This is a genomic window from Streptomyces sp. NPDC048142 (assembly GCF_043202835.1).
GTDB lineage: Bacteria > Actinomycetota > Actinomycetes > Streptomycetales > Streptomycetaceae > Streptomyces.
The window spans coordinates 1-16,821 of sequence record NZ_JBIDBC010000012.1; the positions used below are offsets into that span (position 1 = coordinate 1).

Annotated in this window: 14 protein-coding genes and 1 pseudogene; 10 read left to right on the forward strand and 5 right to left on the reverse strand. The window is 69.9% G+C overall.

Translation table 11 applies throughout. From position 1 onward, the window contains the following. Positions 1-247: 247 nt before the first annotated feature. Both ACGF2Y_RS17300 and ACGF2Y_RS17305 read right to left on the reverse strand, forming a co-directional pair. Positions 248-802: a hypothetical protein gene (locus ACGF2Y_RS17300; RefSeq protein ID WP_392947770.1), complete on the reverse strand. Its 555-nt coding sequence runs from the start codon at positions 800-802 to the stop codon at positions 248-250. Positions 803-1,096: 294 nt separating this feature from the next. Then, positions 1,097-1,246 (reverse strand): hypothetical protein, encoded by a 150-nt coding sequence (locus ACGF2Y_RS17305; RefSeq protein ID WP_392948216.1) that lies wholly within the window; start codon positions 1,244-1,246, stop codon positions 1,097-1,099. Here ACGF2Y_RS17305 and ACGF2Y_RS17310 point away from each other — a divergent pair. The 6 genes from ACGF2Y_RS17310 (at position 1,208) to ACGF2Y_RS17335 (ending at position 6,805) form a co-directional block, all read left to right on the forward strand. After that, positions 1,208-1,888, forward strand: coding sequence for a hemolysin III family protein (locus ACGF2Y_RS17310; protein WP_392948195.1), 681 nt, complete (start codon positions 1,208-1,210; stop codon positions 1,886-1,888). The two genes, ACGF2Y_RS17305 and ACGF2Y_RS17310, sit on opposite strands and share 39 nt — an antisense overlap. A 1,061-nt stretch (positions 1,889-2,949) precedes the next feature. Further along, on the forward strand, positions 2,950-3,288 hold the full coding sequence (locus tag ACGF2Y_RS17315) for a MerR family transcriptional regulator (RefSeq protein WP_392947772.1): 339 nt from the start codon (positions 2,950-2,952) through the stop codon (positions 3,286-3,288). Between the two features lie 654 nt (positions 3,289-3,942). Further along, positions 3,943-4,146: a cold-shock protein gene (locus ACGF2Y_RS17320; RefSeq protein WP_392947775.1), complete on the forward strand. Its 204-nt coding sequence runs from the start codon at positions 3,943-3,945 to the stop codon at positions 4,144-4,146. Positions 4,147-4,468: 322 nt separating this feature from the next. After that, positions 4,469-5,986, forward strand: a complete 1,518-nt coding sequence (locus ACGF2Y_RS17325; RefSeq protein WP_392947778.1) for a DEAD/DEAH box helicase — start codon at positions 4,469-4,471, stop codon at positions 5,984-5,986. 46 nt (positions 5,987-6,032) lie between these two features. Then, positions 6,033-6,437, forward strand: coding sequence for a CBS domain-containing protein (locus ACGF2Y_RS17330; RefSeq protein ID WP_392947781.1), 405 nt, complete (start codon positions 6,033-6,035; stop codon positions 6,435-6,437). A gap of 56 nt (positions 6,438-6,493) precedes the next feature. Further along, the gene (locus ACGF2Y_RS17335; RefSeq protein WP_392947784.1) at positions 6,494-6,805 is read left to right on the forward strand and encodes an SCO5918 family protein; all 312 of its coding nucleotides are present in this window, start codon (positions 6,494-6,496) and stop codon (positions 6,803-6,805) included. A gap of 107 nt (positions 6,806-6,912) precedes the next feature. On the opposite strand, the gene ACGF2Y_RS17340 is transcribed toward ACGF2Y_RS17335, so the two are convergent. Continuing rightward, complete coding sequence (locus ACGF2Y_RS17340) at positions 6,913-7,272, reverse strand: hypothetical protein (protein WP_392947787.1); 360 nt, start codon at positions 7,270-7,272, stop codon at positions 6,913-6,915. A 1,483-nt stretch (positions 7,273-8,755) separates the two neighbouring features. On the opposite strand from ACGF2Y_RS17340, the pseudogene ACGF2Y_RS17345 reads away from it, so the two are divergent. Beyond that, positions 8,756-8,937 (forward strand): annotated as a pseudogene (locus ACGF2Y_RS17345) (PRC-barrel domain containing protein); the annotation flags it as partial. Between the two features lie 1,145 nt (positions 8,938-10,082). Then, a complete protein-coding gene (locus ACGF2Y_RS17350) occupies positions 10,083-11,132 on the forward strand; it encodes a hypothetical protein (protein ID WP_392947789.1) in 1,050 nt (349 codons plus the stop codon). Between the two features lie 889 nt (positions 11,133-12,021). On the opposite strand, the gene ACGF2Y_RS17355 is transcribed toward ACGF2Y_RS17350, so the two are convergent. Next, positions 12,022-12,672, reverse strand: coding sequence for a response regulator (locus tag ACGF2Y_RS17355; RefSeq protein WP_392947791.1), 651 nt, complete (start codon positions 12,670-12,672; stop codon positions 12,022-12,024). A 454-nt stretch (positions 12,673-13,126) separates the two neighbouring features. On the opposite strand from ACGF2Y_RS17355, the gene ACGF2Y_RS17360 reads away from it, so the two are divergent. Continuing rightward, positions 13,127-13,927 carry a thioesterase II family protein gene (locus tag ACGF2Y_RS17360; protein ID WP_392947794.1) on the forward strand — a complete coding sequence of 267 codons (801 nt, stop codon included), beginning with the start codon at positions 13,127-13,129 and terminating at the stop codon, positions 13,925-13,927. A 124-nt stretch (positions 13,928-14,051) separates the two neighbouring features. Beyond that, the gene (locus tag ACGF2Y_RS17365) at positions 14,052-16,226 is read left to right on the forward strand and encodes a serine/threonine-protein kinase (RefSeq protein ID WP_392947797.1); all 2,175 of its coding nucleotides are present in this window, start codon (positions 14,052-14,054) and stop codon (positions 16,224-16,226) included. 138 nt (positions 16,227-16,364) lie between these two features. Here ACGF2Y_RS17365 and ACGF2Y_RS17370 read toward each other — a convergent pair whose 3' ends face one another. Next, entirely contained in the window at positions 16,365-16,769 is a 405-nt protein-coding gene (locus tag ACGF2Y_RS17370; RefSeq protein ID WP_392948198.1) for a GntR family transcriptional regulator, read from the reverse strand. Positions 16,770-16,821 lie beyond the last annotated feature (52 nt).

Below are 16,821 nucleotides of genomic sequence, written 5' to 3' on the forward strand. Positions count from 1 at the left end.
CCGCAGCCACCTCATAGACGGCTGCCTCACCGAGACCGGCCTGACCATCCGACCTGCCTGATCAGCAGCACGACATCCCGAGTTCAACCTCAGTAGTGGTCTGGGACGAGTGCTTTAAAGGGGAAGCGCCTCGTGGTGTGCCGCAGGGGTACGGCACCTCACTCACGACCCAGGTGTGCGAACCCGAGCCGGCGGCGGCCATCCGCAGCAGACGCGCCGTTGCCGAGCCCAGCGCGAGAGCCTGCTTTCAGGCGTTCGACCAAGCTTTGAGGAAGGCTTTCCGCCCAACGCGATCGTCCGACCTGCGGTCGGCGTGCAGGACGTGCCAGGCGGTGAGTTCGAGATCGCGGATCCATAGTTCGCCGATGACTTGTGTCTTGAGGTTGTGGAGGTGGTCGGACTCGATGAGGGCTTGGCCGATCACCTCTCCGGCTGCGAGGCGTTGGGGCGGGGTCATCTCGTCCACGGCAGAGAGAATCTGTCCGGCCAGGGTGGTTCCCTCGCCGGTCAGTGATTCGAGTACGCCGGCCTTGATAGTGGCGGGCAGCAGGTAGGCCGTGCCCGAAGACCTCCACAGGTCCGACCAGAAGCGTTCTCCCGCCTCGGTGGGGGCAGGGAGCGCGGCAAGCAGTCCGAGAAGATGGCCGATTGCCGCGTAGCCACCGGAGTGGGCAGCTGCGACGACTGCGATGCCTGCGACGCGCTCCACTTCGACCTGGCCGGCTTCCGAAGCGGGGCCCAGCTGATGTTCCAACTGATCGGCCAGAAGGGCGGACAGGTGGGGGTGTACTTCAGGAAGCACGGGCGCTCCTTGCGGGTGGGCGAGCGGAGATGCCGCCTCGGAAGCTCTGATCGTTCCCCCACGGCCGGTCCGTCTACTCGGCTCCGGCAGGCCGAACCGAGGCCGGGGTCGCGGGGTTTGCACGACGGCGTCGGGCCCTCATGGGCGACAAGCCCTTTCGCCCGGACCTCTCGAAGGCTTTCGCGTGGGCTTTTCTGGCGTGAGCGCAGGACTGCCAGGGGCGCTCATGAGTCCGGTGAAGGTCCGGAAGCCGTGTCCCGCGATGCAGCTGGCGCTGGAGGTGTCCACGTCGGCTCAGGGCGTGGAGAGCGCGGCGAAGTCGCTCAGCCCTGCGAAGCACAGGGTGACGATGGAGCGAAGAGTGGTCATCCGGTCGCTGCTCTGGTGGAGCAGGCGGTCGACCTGGTGGAGCCGGTCAAGCCGAGGCTGCGCGGCTGGCTGCATGCGGGGACGGTACCCGCATCATTGATCGCGGGTATCGCGGGTATCGCGCTCATTCGGCTCGCACGCCGCAGGCGGCCTGGGCCTGCACCGTCTACGCGGTCACTGCCCGGTTGCTGTTCGGGACAAGCGCCATCCACCACCGCAGTACCTGGGGGCCACCGGGGGAGGCTCTCCCTGCGACGCCTCGACCACGCCGGCATCTTCCTGACCATCGCCGGTACCTGCACCCCCCAGGCCGCGCTGCTTCTGCCGCCCAACGGCAGGTCCGTGCTGCTGTGGACCGTGTGGGCGGGCGCGTTGGCCGGCATCGCGTTCCCTACTCTGATCGTCGTCGGCGGTCTCCTCCACAGCGCGGGCGCGGTCGTCTGCGCACTCCAGCGCCCCGACCTCTCACCTCGGTGGTTCGGGTTCCACGAGGTGTTCCACGCGCTCACTGTGGCAGCGTTCACCGTGCACTGCATCGCCGTCCTCCTGGCCGCTTACTGGCCAGGCGCCGCTCTCGAAGGGCGATCCGCCGTGCTGCCGACCACGATGCTCCTACCGGCGTGTTCCAGGGCCGTGGTGTCACCGGGCGAGGTCGGCGCTGACGTCTGCCACCGGATGCCCGGTGAGCCACCGCGGTGGCGCGGGCGAGGCGGCTGACCACGGGCGGTCGAAGCCTCCGGTGTCGCCGTTCAGGTCGGGGGTGCGCATGCGCAGTGCCCGCAGGCTGCCGGCGTGGACGGCCACCGTGATGCTGTCCGCGCAGGTGGACAGGTGAGCAGGTCCAAGGGCAGGTGCCGTCGCCGAGCGGGCAGGTGAGACATCGATGCTCACCGTGTCCACCAGGCCGCCCTGGTCTCCGCCGTCCGTGCTGGAGTCCTCTCCGACCGGGACCTGTGTCTTGTCCGGCCGCGCTTCGACCGGATGTGCCCGGCTGCGGGTAACGGCCCTGGTCGAGGGCAAGGGCCTTGGCCGGCCTGAACCATCTGCGCTCCGCCGGTGACTCAGGCAGAGAGCCTTTCTCGCCAGCGCCTGAAAATCTGTGCTGGCTGAGGTAGACATTGAGGTGCCGGGTGGTTATGGTTTCTCTCGTAAGCAAGAAGGACGGCAGGGCCTGGCAGAGATGAACTGCCGGGCAGCAGTACTCAGCAGTTGCAGTGCGCAGGTCGGTGCGGTGGTGGAGTTCCGAAGCCAGGGTTCTTGCAGGATGGCGACGGGGCTGGCGACCGGACCGGGTGGCCCGCAGTTTTCAGGGGCTGCCGTGAGCAGAACCGCAGGAAGCAAGTGCAGTCCGCAGTACCAGTGGTCCCTCGGTAAATGGCGTCAGGCTGCGGCGCGCGTACCGGGAAGTTCGGCAGTGGGGTTCTAAGCCAGAGCAGATGCAGGATGGGCGACGGGGCTGGCTGCCGGAGTGGCGCTGTGAGAGGCCACCAGGAGTACAGAAGTGGTTTGTCCAGAGGGAAAGAACGGAGGGGTTGAGCGCCATCAGGATCGCCCGGGCGGAAGTGTTGGGCCCGGGTACCGCAGGACATCGTGAGTGAGGTGGTCTCCGGTCAAGCAACCGCGATCCCCGCAACCCCGGACCTCTGTCCGGCAGGTGTGCGGAAACACAGAGCCGGCGTAGCCGATCAAGGCCGGCTGATGGTGTAGCAGTTCCTTCGGGGCCCGGGTGCCAAATGGCACCCGGGCCCCTCCAACGCGTGTTCCACAGGAAGGTACAGATGACAGCAGACGACTCGTTCGGCCGTCTCGACGACGACGACTACCCCGCCTACACCATGGGCCGGGCAGCCGAGATGCTCAACACCACACAAGGGTTCCTCCGCGCCATCGGCGAAGCCCGCCTCATCACGCCCCTGCGCTCCGCGGGTGGCCATCGCCGGTACTCCCGTTACCAGCTCCGCATCGCCGCCCGCGCCCGCGAACTCGTCGACGGCGGTACCCCGATCGAGGCCGCCTGCCGCATCGTCATCCTTGAGGACCAACTCGAGGAAGCCCAGCGGATCAACGCCGAGCACCACCGAGGCACCAATCCGCCCGGCATGCCGACCTCGGCCTGAAGCGCCGCGCGTCCGGTGGAAGACCGGCAGGTGCCGGACGCACCTGCCGGAAGGGCGCTCGAGGGCCTTCTCCCCTGCGGTTGTCATGCTCGAAAGGATGCTCTCGTCCTCGGCGCGGGTGCTCTGCAGTGCCGCTGCTTCTTCGCGCAAGATGCCCATCGGCTGGTCGGGGCGGCGCCTGCAGGCGGCTTCAACACGGTGACGGGGCTTCGGCTGCGGCGTCAGAGGCAGCTCCCCGGACGTGTACCGCCCCGTTCGTGAGGTGTCCTTCGGGCTACCGTGAACGCCAGTCAGTCGCCGCCGGCAAACGGTCGGCATCCCCGTGCTGTGCAGGGTGAGGACCCTTCCGGCAACGCTGTGCCCGGGGCAGGCCGATATCTATGGCCACGGCGTGAGGGTTCAATACGCCGCGCCGGGAGTGTTTTTACCGCAGCGAAGAGACTGGAATTTTTCACCGTACGCGGACCATTACGGCGTGCTACTGTCGATCTCGGTTGCAGTTGTGGTTCCCAAAACTTCAAGCTTCCGCGTGGGTATTTCCGACCAGTGGAAGCTTCATTGTATTTCCGGTTTTCTCCGGGCGGGGCATCATCGCGGCGACGCGGAATCCGTGCATGGCGGATCCCGACGTACCTGCCCCGAAGGAGATATGACATGGCGTCAGGCACTGTGAAATGGTTCAACGCAGCCAAAGGTTTCGGCTTCATCGAGCAGGACGGTGGCGGCGCTGACGTGTTCGCCCACTTCTCGAACATAGCCTCCCAGGGCTTCCGCGAGCTGCTCGAAGGCCAGAAGGTCACCTTCGACATCGCACCGGGCCAGAAGGGTCCGACGGCCGAGAACATCGTTCCCGCCTGACGCTGACGCGCACTTCGGAGCTGGGGCCCGCATCCTTCGGGGTGCGGGCCCCAGCTCCGGGCATTCTCCGGGAGTGGTGCCACCTGCGGTGAAACCTTCGCCCGCAGAGTCTTCTCGCTGCCCACTCCTTCCGAGCTACCTGCCGGTGGAACTGGATTCCTCGCCCCCATGGCGTCGCCCGTTCCATGCCCTGCCTCCCAATCCGGGATCAACCGCAGGTCTTATTTGATTCCCATTCTGCTCGGCCCGTTCTTGTGATTCCCCGCGCTGTTCTTCCGCTGCGGGAATTCCTTGATACGCGCCGTATCAAGGAAGGTTCTGAATGAACCCCACACGTACGAACAATCGCTCTTCCCGCGCCCGCAGCCGTACCGCCGACTCCGGCCGGAGCGGTAGCCGCTTCAACTCGACCGTCCCGACCCGTTCCGCTGCCCCGGCCCGTTCCGGCGGTTCGGGCCGCTCGGGTGGCCAGGGGCGGCGGCCCGCCGCGGTCCAGGGCGAGTTCGCCCTGCCGGTCACGGTCACTCCCGCGCTGCCCGCCGTCGAGGCGTTCGCCGACCTCGACATGCCGGGGGCGCTACTGGCGGCGCTCACCGCGCAGGGAGTGAGCGTTCCGTTCCCGATCCAGGGGGCGACCCTGCCCAACACCCTCGCGGGCCGCGACGCCCTGGGACGCGGGCGTACCGGCTCCGGCAAAACCCTCGCCTTCGGCCTTGCCCTGCTGGCTCGTACCGCCGGTCAGCGTGCCGAGCCCCGACAGCCGCTGGCCCTGGTCCTCGTGCCGACGCGTGAGCTGGCCCAGCAGGTGACCGATGCTCTGACCCCCTACGCCCGCTCGGTGAGGCTGCGCATGGCCACCGTCGTCGGCGGGATGTCGATCGGGAGGCAGACCATCGCGCTGCGCGGTGGTGCCGAGGTCGTCGTGGCGACGCCGGGCCGGCTCAAGGACCTCATCGACCGCGGTGACTGCCGACTCGACCAGGTCGCGATCACCGTGCTGGACGAGGCTGACCAGATGGCCGACATGGGCTTCATGCCCCAGGTCACCGAGCTTCTGGACCAGGTCCGCCCCGAGGGCCAGCGGATGCTGTTCTCCGCCACCCTGGACCGTAACGTCGACCGCTTGGTCCGCCGCTACCTCACCGACCCGGTCGTCCACTCCGTCGACCCCTCCGCCGGTGCGGTCACCACCATGGAGCACCACGTGCTCCACGTGCATGGCGCGGACAAGAGCCGTACGACCACCGAGATCGCAGCCCGCGACGGCCGGGTGATCATGTTCCTGGACACCAAGCGGGCCGTGGACAAGCTCACCGAGCACCTGCTGGCCAGCGGTGTGAGGGCCGCGGCTCTGCATGGCGGGAAGGCGCAGTCGCAGCGCACCCGGACCCTGACCCAGTTCAAGACCGGGCACGTCACCGTACTCGTGGCCACGAACGTCGCCGCCCGCGGCATCCACGTCGACAACCTCGACCTCGTCGTCAACGTCGACCCGCCGACCGACCACAAGGACTACCTCCACCGCGGCGGACGAACCGCCCGGGCAGGGGAGTCCGGCAGCGTCGTCACCCTGGTCACCCCCAACCAGCGCCGCGACATGACCCGCCTCATGACCGCCGCCGGCATCGTGGCCCAGACCACCCAGGTCCGCTCCGGCGAAGAGGCACTCGGCCGCATCACCGGTGCCCAGACCCCCTCCGGCATTCCCGTGACGATCACCGCGCCGGTGGCCGCGCGGCGCGAGCGCAGCCGCAGCACATCCTCCCGCGGCCGGCGCAGCCCCGCCTCCGCGGCCCGGCGCGTGACCGCACATCAGTCCTCCTTCGACGCCGCCGCCTGAGAACTCCGTGATCCGGAAACTTACCCACCACTGCAGGAGGCACCTTTTGACGCTGGTCCAGATGCAGCCCCGCACGGCAAAAGCCCCTGCCGTAGGCAGGACGGTGGCCGACGCCATGGACACCGCCGGACCGCAGGTCTGTGACGACATGACCGTCGAGGTGGCCCTGTCCGTCATGGCCAGTGCTCGTACCGGACATCTGCTGGTCTGCGACGACAGCGGTCTTTGCATCGGACTGGTCACCCACGCCCGGCTCGCAGCAGTCCGTGAGAGCCCGGCGTACTCGGACAGGGTCCGGCTGCGGGACATCCTCGGCCACCTGGGACCGTTCACCTCACCGGTGACCACCATGGCCGAAGCCGGGCACATGATGCGCCACAGCGACGTCGATGCCCTGCCTGTGGTCGACGAACACGGCAGTGCCCTGGGCGTACTCGCCCTCGCCCGCTGAGCCGTGCCATCCGCGGCAGGACCACTCCATCTGCGTTTCTCTCCCTGTGAGGCATCATGCGCTGTGTCATCGCCCGCTTCCCGTTCGACCTGACCAGGAGCGGCGTCCTGGAATCGATGAAGGGCATCAAGCCCGAGCACGCCTCCGGTGAATCGGTGATCATCGGCCGACGCACCTACCCCGTCAAGCAGGTCGGGCAGGTCATCACACGCCAGGACCGCCGCGACTTCAGCGCGGGCGAAGTCCTGCGGGCCATGACCCAGCTCGGCTTCACCTGCCGCGACCTGGCCCCGGCCTCCACACCCACCCGCGTTCCCAACCCGGTGCAGCAGGCATCCGCGATGCTCGGCACCCCTGTGGCCGCCTGACGGACGGGCAGGCGCGAGCCGTCGGCAAGCATGGATGAGGGGGCCGGCCGGAGCAACTCCGGCCGGCCCCCTCACCGCGTATCGAGGCCCCCTGGCGAGGCAGCGGGTCAGCGGTCGGAGTAGCTGAAGTCGCCCATCGTCCAGGCACTGACGTCCTCGATCGCGACCCGGTACATCCCGCCTGTCTCCGGGATCCCCACGGTGCCCTGCAGAATCCGCGCCACGTGGAAGTGCAGATGCGTGGGCGGCCCTTCCTCGGGTGCGGCAGTGGTGAACATGGCGGAAAAGTCGCCCAGGCGGGCCGAGTCCGCAAGGACCTCCGATACCCGCTGCCTCCAGACGGCTTCCGGTGCCAGCCGGCCCGTGATGACAGCACCACCGGCGACCACGGTCAGGGACATCTGAGTGCTGCGCCCGGACTCCACCAGGGCGGCAACGTCAACAAGCAGCGCGTCAGGCTTCGACATGGGGCCGATTGTATTCGTCGAACATCGGCAGGCTTTCCCGCGCTGCCGCTTCGGGCAGGACAGCGCTGAGGCCCCTGCTGCTGGAGGCGCCGAACCGCCTGTGAGCGGCACCGCAGCCAACACTTCTCCTGCCCGCGGACGCCTGCTCCGAGAGGGAGACGAGTCGCCTTACCTCCGCGTCGAGTGGATCCTTGCGCTCGGCGCAGCGGGAAGGTACGCCGACCCCACTGATACAGGTCGGTGAAGGGCTGGTTCGCGATGATGATGCAGGCCAGGGCGTGGGCACTCCGGCTGACGGCGATCGGAACGCTCCAGGTCGATGTCATCTGCGGTGCCCAGGCGGACGACGGAGGCGCCCGTGAAGTCGGTGATCAGGAACGACACCGACCGGGCCCCGAGCTGTCTTCGCGAAGAAGCGGCTATGACGTCGACGGACTCCACCGGCGGCGCGGCCTCCGCCGCGGCCGGCGCCTCACCCAGGCCGTCCTTCTCACCGTCCCGCATGGAAGCGACCTCCCGGCGGCGTGCCCGCGTGTACGTGCCTGGCGACACGACTTTCCGGCCGAGCACGACAGGCAAGCCACCCACCGCAGGGCACGGCTTGCCTACTCGGTCGGGCGACGTGCCGCCGACACGTCTGGTCCGCACTCGCCGCGGGTGTCGTGTTCTGGCGATGCACCGCGAGCCGACCGCAAGGATGCGCAGCCGCTGCGGTGCGTCTGCCGACACCCTGGGCGGGGGCACCAGCGGGTATCGGCCTTGAGCTCATGAGACCGGAAGCGGAGGTGGCGAGGTGCCGAGACCGCCCTGAGTCACGGGTGAGGCGCGGACCACCTCGGGAGCCTTCAGTCGAACCGACCCCGTTGGGCCTCCCAAGGGGCTTCTGCTCCCAGATGGAGTCTGCGCAGCGTGCTTTCGGTCTCACGCCTGAAGTGTTCGAAGGACACCAGACGCTGCCACAGCGGGTCAGGACGGCAGGGGACGGTGGCACCTTCGGCTGACCATTCTTCGGCGAGCCGACTGTACAGAGGTGTGCTCCCGTTCATCGCTTCGTCAGAGGCCTGCCCTCGGGCGTGAGCCGGGCTGCATGAGTGTTTACCGCGCGCTTGCTCGGGAAGACGAGGGCCGGCTCTGCGCTTGCCACTGCCGGCCGGTGCGCTGCGGTTCGATTCGGCCCCATGATCATTCGTCACGTGTGCCAGAACGATTCCCCGCATCTCCGGATACTGCTGCTGTACTTCCTCCGGCCGGCCCCGGCCCACCTTTCGCGCAACGGCCGCCTCCGCCACAGGGCCTTGGCGGTCGAGGGTGCCACCACGCAACCCACTTCGACAGCGGCCGGCTTGGTTTGCCTACGCGCCGTCGGCCGCATCGAATGCCTGATTGCCCGGCACGTGGCAGGGAAGGGAGGGACCGTTGTAGGAGACCGGGCCACCGTCCCGGCCGGCCGGGACGAAGGGCTGGGTCTGTGAGCAGTATGTGGATGTACGCGCAGGACAGCGGTCACACGTACGGCCAGTCGCTGGTGGGCTTCACCGTGGAGGCCGCGGACGGGGCATTGGTCATGTGGACCGCCGGCAGGACCAGCCCGGCATGCAGCACTTGGTCGTCGACACCGGTGTGTGGAAGTTCGGCAGAAGCGTGCTGATCCCGGCCGGTGCCGTCATTGCGTGGCGCTTGTGCCGTGCCTGCCCGCCTGCCCGTTGCCGGCAGCGCTCACACCTTGAGGCCCGGCCCCGGAGCGCCAGGCCGGCGCTGCGGGGCGTAGGACTTCAATGGCAGCTTCCATAGAAAATCTGTCGCGATGGAAGTAGACATGCGAGTTCCGCTGGGCTAGTGTCCTGTCCGTAGCCAAGAGATCGAGCAGGGTCGGCAGGCATGAACTGCCGTGAAGCACTGATGCAGTTGCAGAATGCAGGACGGTGCGGTGGTGGAGTTGCGAAGCCAGGATTGTTGAAGGACGGCGACGGGACTGGCCCCGGACCGGGTGGCCCGCAGTGGATCAGGGGCCGCCACAAGCAGTACCGCAGTCAGCAGTACCAGTGGTTCCTCGGTAAATGGCGTCAGGCTGCGGCGCGCGTACCGGGAAGTTCGGCAGTGGGGTTCTGAGCCAGGGCAGACGCAGGACGGGCGACGGGGCTGACTGCCGAAGTGGCGCTGTGAGAGGTCACCAGCGGTTCGCGGTATCAGCAGTACGCCTTTCCGGCGCGGTATCAGGGCCGGTGGGTGGTGTAGCAGTGCAGTCGGGCCCTGGTGCCAATGGCGCCGGGGCCCGACTGTGTTTCGCGGAGTGGGCCTTGCGGCGGTGCCGGGCGGCCGCGCGTTGCAGGAAAGCGACAGTCGCCCTCGCGCCCCCGCCCGACGCGCCCGGTCCTCGTGGAGAGCCACGCGGCCCCACGGGGATGCGCGGCCGGGCAGCCTCGCCGGTGGACGGGCGGTGGACGGGCGCTCGCGGTCTCGTAATGCGTAGGTCTCGGGTTCGTATCCCGAAGGCGGCTCAGTAAAGGCCCAGGACGGAAAGCATCTGTCCTGGGCCTGTGTGTCCAGGGTCGATCCGTGGCGGTGATGGACTCTGTTCGGGGCTTCATGAGCCGGTTGGCCGACAGGTAATGGAATGCCGCGGTCGGCACTTCGAGTCGGAACTTCCGCCGCGCGATGTTCTTCCGGCTGCTGTCGCACACCGAATACGACATCCGGAAGGCCGGCGGGGTGCGACGGAGTGTGGGGTGGTGGCGAATCGTCGGGTCGGTGGACGGGCTAGCGTGGCGCGAATGCGTGTGATGAATGGCGACGAAGGACAGAGTCGGGCGATGGGTGGGCGTGACCGGGAGGGTGTTCCCGGCGAGGTGCCGGTGGCGGACGGAGCCGTGACCGGGGACGGTCCAGCGGGCCGGGTTCCCGGGCGCGTGGTGGTGCTCGGGACGAGCGGGGCGGGAAAGTCCACTCTCGGCGCGCCCCTCGCAGCCCTGATCGGTGCCGCCCACAGCGAACTCGACCGGTTCCAGCACGGGCCCAACTGGACGCAGGCGACGCCCGAGGAGTTCCGGAAGAGGGCCCTGGCGGAGGCAGAGAGTCCGCGCTGGCTGTTCGACGGCAACTACATCGACCGTGTCGCCGCCGATCTGTGGCCGCGTGCCGACCTGATCGTCTGGCTCAACCCGCCGTTGCCGGTGATCCTGCGGCGGTTGTTCGTCCGCAGCCTGAAGCGGATCGTTCTGCGTACCGAGTTGTGGGGTGGAAATCGCGAGGGCTGGGGTGCGCTCTTCAGCCGTAACTCGGTCCTGCGGTGGGCCGTACGGTCCAACCGGAGACATGTCGAGGAACTGCCGGGCAGACTCGCGGAGCTTGAAGCGCAGGGGGTCGAGGTCGTACGGCTGCGCTCCGGCGCCGATGCCCGCGCCTGGTCGCGCGCCATGGACGAGCGGGTGCGGGCCCGCGTGACGGAGGCTTTTCCGCGGGCGGTAGCGCCTTCCGGGGAAGCCGGGAGGGTGGTCGACGCCGCGGACGTGCTGCCGGGGGATTGCGCGGACTGTCTCGCGGCCACCTTTCCCGACAGCCCTCAGATGGACCTGATCGAGCGGGACAGGGCGGCGCCCGGGGCCGGGGTGGTGGCGCCGGCGTGGCGGGCCGCAGTGGACGGTCTCCTCGCGACAGGCGGTGGTGAAGCCGTGATCCGGGCCTCCACCCGTTGGGAGAGCGGCCCCTCGGAGACCGGTGACGGAGTGGAGCCCGGAGCGCGAACCGCCCGGCAGGCGGTCGCGGAGGAGGCCGCCCCGGGGGACGGGGCGTCGCTGCGGCTCCGCTTTGCCTCCGGCAGCGGGCACGGCGTCCTCACGGTCGCGTACGCGAAGAGCGACTGACCGGCGGGGACCGGTCAGCGACCGGGCTCGTCCAGGTGCGGCTTCCGGCCACGGCCTGTAGGTGGTAGTTGTGCAGGCTCGCCGACTCGTCCGCCGCCTTGCACCTGGTCGGTGAACTCTCCAATCCGCCGGCCCGGTTCCGGCCCGGCGTGTGACCTGCCCGCCGACGGGCGGAACCGGGAGCCGGGCTCGTAGGGCCGGCGGTGAAGGGGCCCGAAGCGGGGCCCCCTTCGTCCCCGGGAGCGGTGCGCTCCCAGGGGCGCGGCCTTCGCGGAGACCCCGAGCGCGTCCTCGGCCGTGCGGGGAGCCGCGACCATGGTCAGGGAGGCGTCGTCTGCCTTCGTCCGCAGGGTACGGCTGAGTACCGGGTCCGTGGGTCCGGTGGCCGCCGAGGCGCGCGCGGACGTAGGCGCGGACGTGGGCGCCGACGTGGGCGCGGACGTAGGCGCGGACGTGGTTGCCCAGGAACGTGCCGGTGATGGCCACGGCGAGGATGGCGGCCAACTCGCCGGGCACCGCGCCGTCGAACGGGGAGAGGCCCACTGGTCCGGGCGTCGGCGGTCGCCATGCCGGCGGCGCCGGCCGAGGCGTACGACCCGGATGCCGCCCGCGCGAGCCGGCCGGCTGGACGCGGACCGTCCGGTCCTTCACTGGTGCGACCGGGGTGCTCTCCGGTCGTGAAGTGATCCGCTCTGTCGCTCGGATATTCGCTGCGCTGCGCGACAGCGGCGTACGGAAGGGGGACGCGGTAGCCATTCCGGTCGCTCCCGACAGCCCCGGAATGCTGACTGCGAGATATGCCGCGCATCGGGCGGGGCCTGCTCGCCCGCTGAGCCGAAGCCGTACCGGCGACGGGTGGCGGGTGGCGGGTGGCGGGTGACGGGCGAGTTCATTCCTCCAGGCCGTTGCCCCAGACCCAGGCGGCGATGCCGACCCTGTTGCGCACGTCCAGTTTGCGCTGGACGTTGGCGACATGCGTCTTGGCTGTACCCGCCGAGATGAAGAGCGCGGCTCCGATCTCCGCGTTGGTCATCCCCTTCGCGACCAGCCGGGCGATCTCTCTCTCCCGGTCCGTCAGCGCGTCCAGCGGCTTCGCGGCCCGGGGTCTGCCGGTGTCCCGGTGGTGCCGCAGCAGGCTGACCGTGAGCGAGGGGCTGATCAGGGTGTCGCCCGCCATCGCGGAGCGCACCGCCTCCACCAGCAGCGTCGGGCCCGAGCGCTTCAGCAGGAAGCCGCAGGCGCCGTTGCGCAGCGCGGTGTGGACGTACTCGTCGAGTCCGAAGGTCGTCACCACCACCACGCGCATCGGGTTCTCGGCGTCGGGCCCGGCGAGTCGCCGGGTGACCTCCAGGCCGTCCATGCGCGGCATGCGGATGTCGGCGAGTACGACGTCCGGGCGCAGTTCCGCGGCGAGTTCGACGGCCCGCAGACCGTCGGAGGCCTCACCGACCACTTCCATGTCGGGCTGGGAATCCAGGATGAGGCGGAATCCGATGCGTACGGATTCCTGGTCGTCGGCGAGGAGTATGCGAGTGGTCACGATCGGCACCGTAGTTCGCGTTCGCCCTGTCCAGCCAGCGGAACGCGACGCGCTGGTTTCCGCGGCCTCCCCCGGCCGGGCCTTGGTTCTGGGCGCGTGGGCCGTCGGGAAGTTGGAGTTTACGGTGGTACGCCCTCCGGAGCAGCTGAACGCCGGCCGGATTCCGGCCACGTGACGCAGCCGGAATTGGCTTCCGGGGCCGGTGGTTATGAGGTGGAAAAGTGTGATGCGCCCTGAACTACCGGTCCGCGACGGGCTATTCTTCAACATGGCGCGGCGAAGCCGGTGATGGCCCTGCCGCAGGGCGCGTTCCGCCACGCGTGCCCCGCCGCCCGACTCCCCGCCGCCCGACTCCCCGTCTCTCAACTCCCCGTCTCTCAACTCGCAGTCGTCCAACTCGCCGTCGCTCGACGCCCCGTCGCCCAGCGTCTCTCACAGCCCGAAGGATCACCGGATGAACGTCGGCGCCCACCGCATCGCACCGTCGGCGAACGTCAGCCCGGACGGCTGGCTGCGTCGCTACCCCGCGACGGCCGGCGTCCGCCGCAGGCTGCTGGTCCTGCCGCACGCGGGCGGATCGGCCAGCTTCTTCCACGCCTGGGGCACCGCGTTCGACAGCGGTACGGAGGTCCTCGTCGCGCGCTACCCCGGTCGCCACGACCGGCTGGGCGACCCCTGCATCACGACGATGGAGGAGCTGGCCGACCGGGTGACCGAGGCGATCCTCCCGTTCCACGACGTGCCGTTGTCGCTCTTCGGGCACAGCATGGGAGCCTCGCTCGCCCACGAGGTGGCGCTGCGCCTCGGGCACCGGCACGGAAGGCATCCGGCGGCCCTGCACGTATCGAGCCGCAGGCCGCCGCACCGGCTGACACCGCGGGCCCTGCACGAACAGGGTGACGAAGCGCTGATCGCGGAGATGCGCCGGCTCGGCGGCACCGACGAAGCGGTCCTCCGGGACCCGGACCTCCGGGAGATCGTCCTGCCCGCTATCCGCGCCGACTTCACGATCGTCGGGACCTACGGCCCGCGCGCCGCCGATCCGGTCGGCTGCCCCGTGTACGCGTACATCGGGGACGAGGACCCGGGCGCCTCGGTGGAGGACATGTCGGCGTGGTCCGATGTCGCCTCCGGCGGCTTCCAGCTGGACGTCCTGCCCGGAGGCCACTTCTACCTGGTCGACCAGCACGAGCCCCTGGTCCGGTCCGTCCTCGCCCGGCTGCACTCCGCCGACGACGGTTCGCGCCGTCCCTGACCGCACTCCGGCCGGGATCCGCATGATGCGCGGGTGTGCGGAACTCCTATCCTGGGCGGGCGCGACCGGCTCCGGCCGACGCGAACGACCGTAGGGGAAACGGCCATCGGGGGATCGGGGCGGCATGGGCGAGGGCACGGGCAAGGACAGCGGGCGGTATACGGCGATGGAGGGCATACGGCCGCTCGCGGCCGGTGACCCGGCTCGGATCGGGCCCTATCCGCTGCTCGGCCGGCTCGGCGCGGGCGGGATGGGCCGGGTGTATCTGGCCCGCTCGGCGGGCGGGCGCACGGTGGCCGTGAAGGTGGTGCACGAGGAGCACATCGCGAACGGGGAGTTCCGGGCCCGCTTCCGCCGGGAGATCGAGTCGGCCCGCCGGGTCGGCGGGCGTTACACCGCCCCGGTGCTGGACGCCGACGCGGACGCCGCGCAGCCGTGGGTGGCCACCGGTTATGTGCCCGGCCCCTCACTCGAACAGGCCGTCCGGGAGCATGGTCCGCTGCCGGCCGAGTCGGTGAACGCCCTGGCCGAAGGGCTGTTGAGAGCGCTGCGCGGTATCCATGCCGCCGGGATCGTCCACCGGGACCTGAAGCCGTCCAACGTACTGCTCACCGTCGACGGCCCCCGCGTCATCGACTTCGGCATCGCCCGTGCGCTCCAGGTCTCCGTGGAGTCCTTGCTGACCAGTACGGGCATGGTCATCGGATCGCCCGGTTTCATGGCGCCCGAGCAGATCCTCGGCGAGGAGACCGGGGCCGGGGCGGACGTCTTCTCCCTCGGCTGTGTGCTGATGTACGCGGCCACCGGGCGTCTGCCGTTCGGGGCCGGTGTGAGCAACCAGCACGCGGTGATGTTCCGGATCGTCCAGTCCCCGCCGGACCTCGACGCGGTGACGGACGCCCCTTTGCGCGAGCTGATCGAACGCTGCCTGACCAAGAGCGCCACCGAACGTCCGGGTGTGGACGCCCTGTTGGAGAGCCTGACGTCCTCGCCGTCCTTGGCCGCTCCGCGCGGAGCCTGGCTGCCACCGGTGCTCCTGGCCCGGCTGGCGCAGCAGTCGGCGCTGCTGCTCGACGCGGAGGTGCCGGAGGGCGCGGAGAGCCCGGAGAGCGCGGAGGCCGGGGAGAGCGGGGAGAGCGCGGAGGGGCCGGGCGGCCTGGACGTACCGGGGGCTGGCGGCGTACCGAAGGCCAAGGACGTACCAGAGGCTGGCGGTGCGCCGAAGGACAAGGACGTACCGAAGGCCGAGGACGTACCGGAGGGTGCGGAGCCCGTGGCCGTTCCCGCCGCTCCTGCCCCTCCCGCCGTTCCCGTTCCCGCGCCTCGTGACCTCGGCACGGTCGACCTGCGGTCGGCATCGGTGCAGGGCGACAAGCCGGACCCGACGCCCGAGCCGGCGCCTGCTCTCACCCCCGCGCCCGCTCCCACCCCCGCGCCTGCCGGAGCCCGGCGCCGCCATCGCCGTCGGCGGGTCTGGATCGTCGCGGCCGTAGTCGTCGCCGTTCTGGCCGCCGGGGGCACCACGGCCTTCCTCAAGCGCGACTCCGGTGGTGCCGCCGACGCCCGGGACGGAGGGGCCGCCGCGCCGCCCGCCGCCAGTGACGCCCCCTCCGGCCCCACGGCCTCGCCTTCCGGAGAGGGCGACGACAAGGACGACAAGGACGACAAGGACAGCGAGAAGGACAAGGACAAGGACAAGGACAAGGAGGGGGAGAAGGAGAAGGAGGAGGGGAAGGAGGACCAGGGCGGCGGCGGAGGGAGCGGGGGCGACACGGGCGGCGGCCAGGGCGCCGGCGGCGGTGACGGCTCCGCTTCCGGCGGGGGGTCGTCCGACGAGGAGGGGGCTGCCGCTCCCGGCGGAGGCGGCGCGCAGAGCGGGTCCGGTTCGTCCGGGTCGGACGGCTCCGGGGGTGCCGCGAAGCCGCCCGCCCCGGACCCGGAACCCACCCGTCCGGACAACCGGGTGCCGCAGCACTTCGTCGGGACCTGGTCCATCGCCTCGCAGTACGACGCCCTCCAGCCCCACACCGTGGTCATCCGGCGGGTGTCGCCGGGGCAGAGCGCGGTCACCCTCGTCTCCGACGTACAGGGTCCGGGGCACTGTGAGTACACGGCGAAGCTGACGTCCGTGGCGGACGGCGGCAAGCGGATCAACGTCGGTACGGCCGTCGTGGACAAGGTCCGTTCCACCGGTATGTGCCGCGATACCGACCCCTCGTTCTTCACCGTCTCCGGATCCGGCATCCTGCACGATGTCGGCCCCGCCCACGGCAGCGGCTACCGCTACAACCGCGCCTGACCGAAGGGAATCCCCGGCCCGTCCGTCAGCCCGGGGTCCGTCAGCCCGGGGTCCATCAGTCCACGACTCGTCAGCCAGGCGCGTCAGCCAGGCGCGTCAGCCAGGGCCCGTCAGCCAGGGCCCGTCAGGCAGGACCCGTCAGTCCGGCGTCTCGCCCGGATACGCGTTCTCGAACGCCGCGTGGAACAGGGCCGTGACGTCCTGCCCGGTGAGGCCTTCGGCGCGGGCCCGGTCCAGCCAGTCGTCGAGGGCGGCGCGCAGCGGGGAGCCGGGGCCGGACTGGGGCTGGGCGAGGGAGCGGGTGATGAACGTGCCCGCTCCCTGGCGTACCTCGGCGAGGCCCATCCGTTCCAGTTCGCGGTAGGCCTTGAGGGTGGTGTTCGGGTTGACCTTGGTGGTCGCGGCGACCTGGGCCGCGGTGGGCAGCCGGTCGCCCTCCTCCAGTGCGCCCATGCGCAGCGCCTGCTCGACCTGCCGGACTATCTGGAGATAGGTCGCCACTCCACTGCGCCGGTCGATGCGGAACACGACCACGGACTTCACCTTCCGCTCGATTGCCGACACTTTACGTAGGGGGAGAGGGTACGGAGGGGGA

Bases quoted from the DNA above. Each gene is read 5' to 3' on its own strand.
- ACGF2Y_RS17305 (WP_392948216.1), bottom strand. From the start codon at position 1,246: ATGCAGCCAGCCGCGCAGCCTCGGCTTGACCGGCTCCACCAGGTCGAC.
- ACGF2Y_RS17315 (WP_392947772.1), top strand. From the start codon at position 2,950: ATGACAGCAGACGACTCGTTCGGCCGTCTCGACGACGACGACTACCCC.
- ACGF2Y_RS17320 (WP_392947775.1), top strand. From the start codon at position 3,943: ATGGCGTCAGGCACTGTGAAATGGTTCAACGCAGCCAAAGGTTTCGGC.
- ACGF2Y_RS17325 (WP_392947778.1), top strand. From the start codon at position 4,469: ATGAACCCCACACGTACGAACAATCGCTCTTCCCGCGCCCGCAGCCGT.
- ACGF2Y_RS17335 (WP_392947784.1), top strand. From the start codon at position 6,494: ATGCGCTGTGTCATCGCCCGCTTCCCGTTCGACCTGACCAGGAGCGGC.
- ACGF2Y_RS17340 (WP_392947787.1), bottom strand. From the start codon at position 7,272: ATGTCGAAGCCTGACGCGCTGCTTGTTGACGTTGCCGCCCTGGTGGAG.
- ACGF2Y_RS17350 (WP_392947789.1), top strand. From the start codon at position 10,083: ATGGGTGGGCGTGACCGGGAGGGTGTTCCCGGCGAGGTGCCGGTGGCG.
- ACGF2Y_RS17360 (WP_392947794.1), top strand. From the start codon at position 13,127: ATGAACGTCGGCGCCCACCGCATCGCACCGTCGGCGAACGTCAGCCCG.
- ACGF2Y_RS17365 (WP_392947797.1), top strand. From the start codon at position 14,052: ATGGGCGAGGGCACGGGCAAGGACAGCGGGCGGTATACGGCGATGGAG.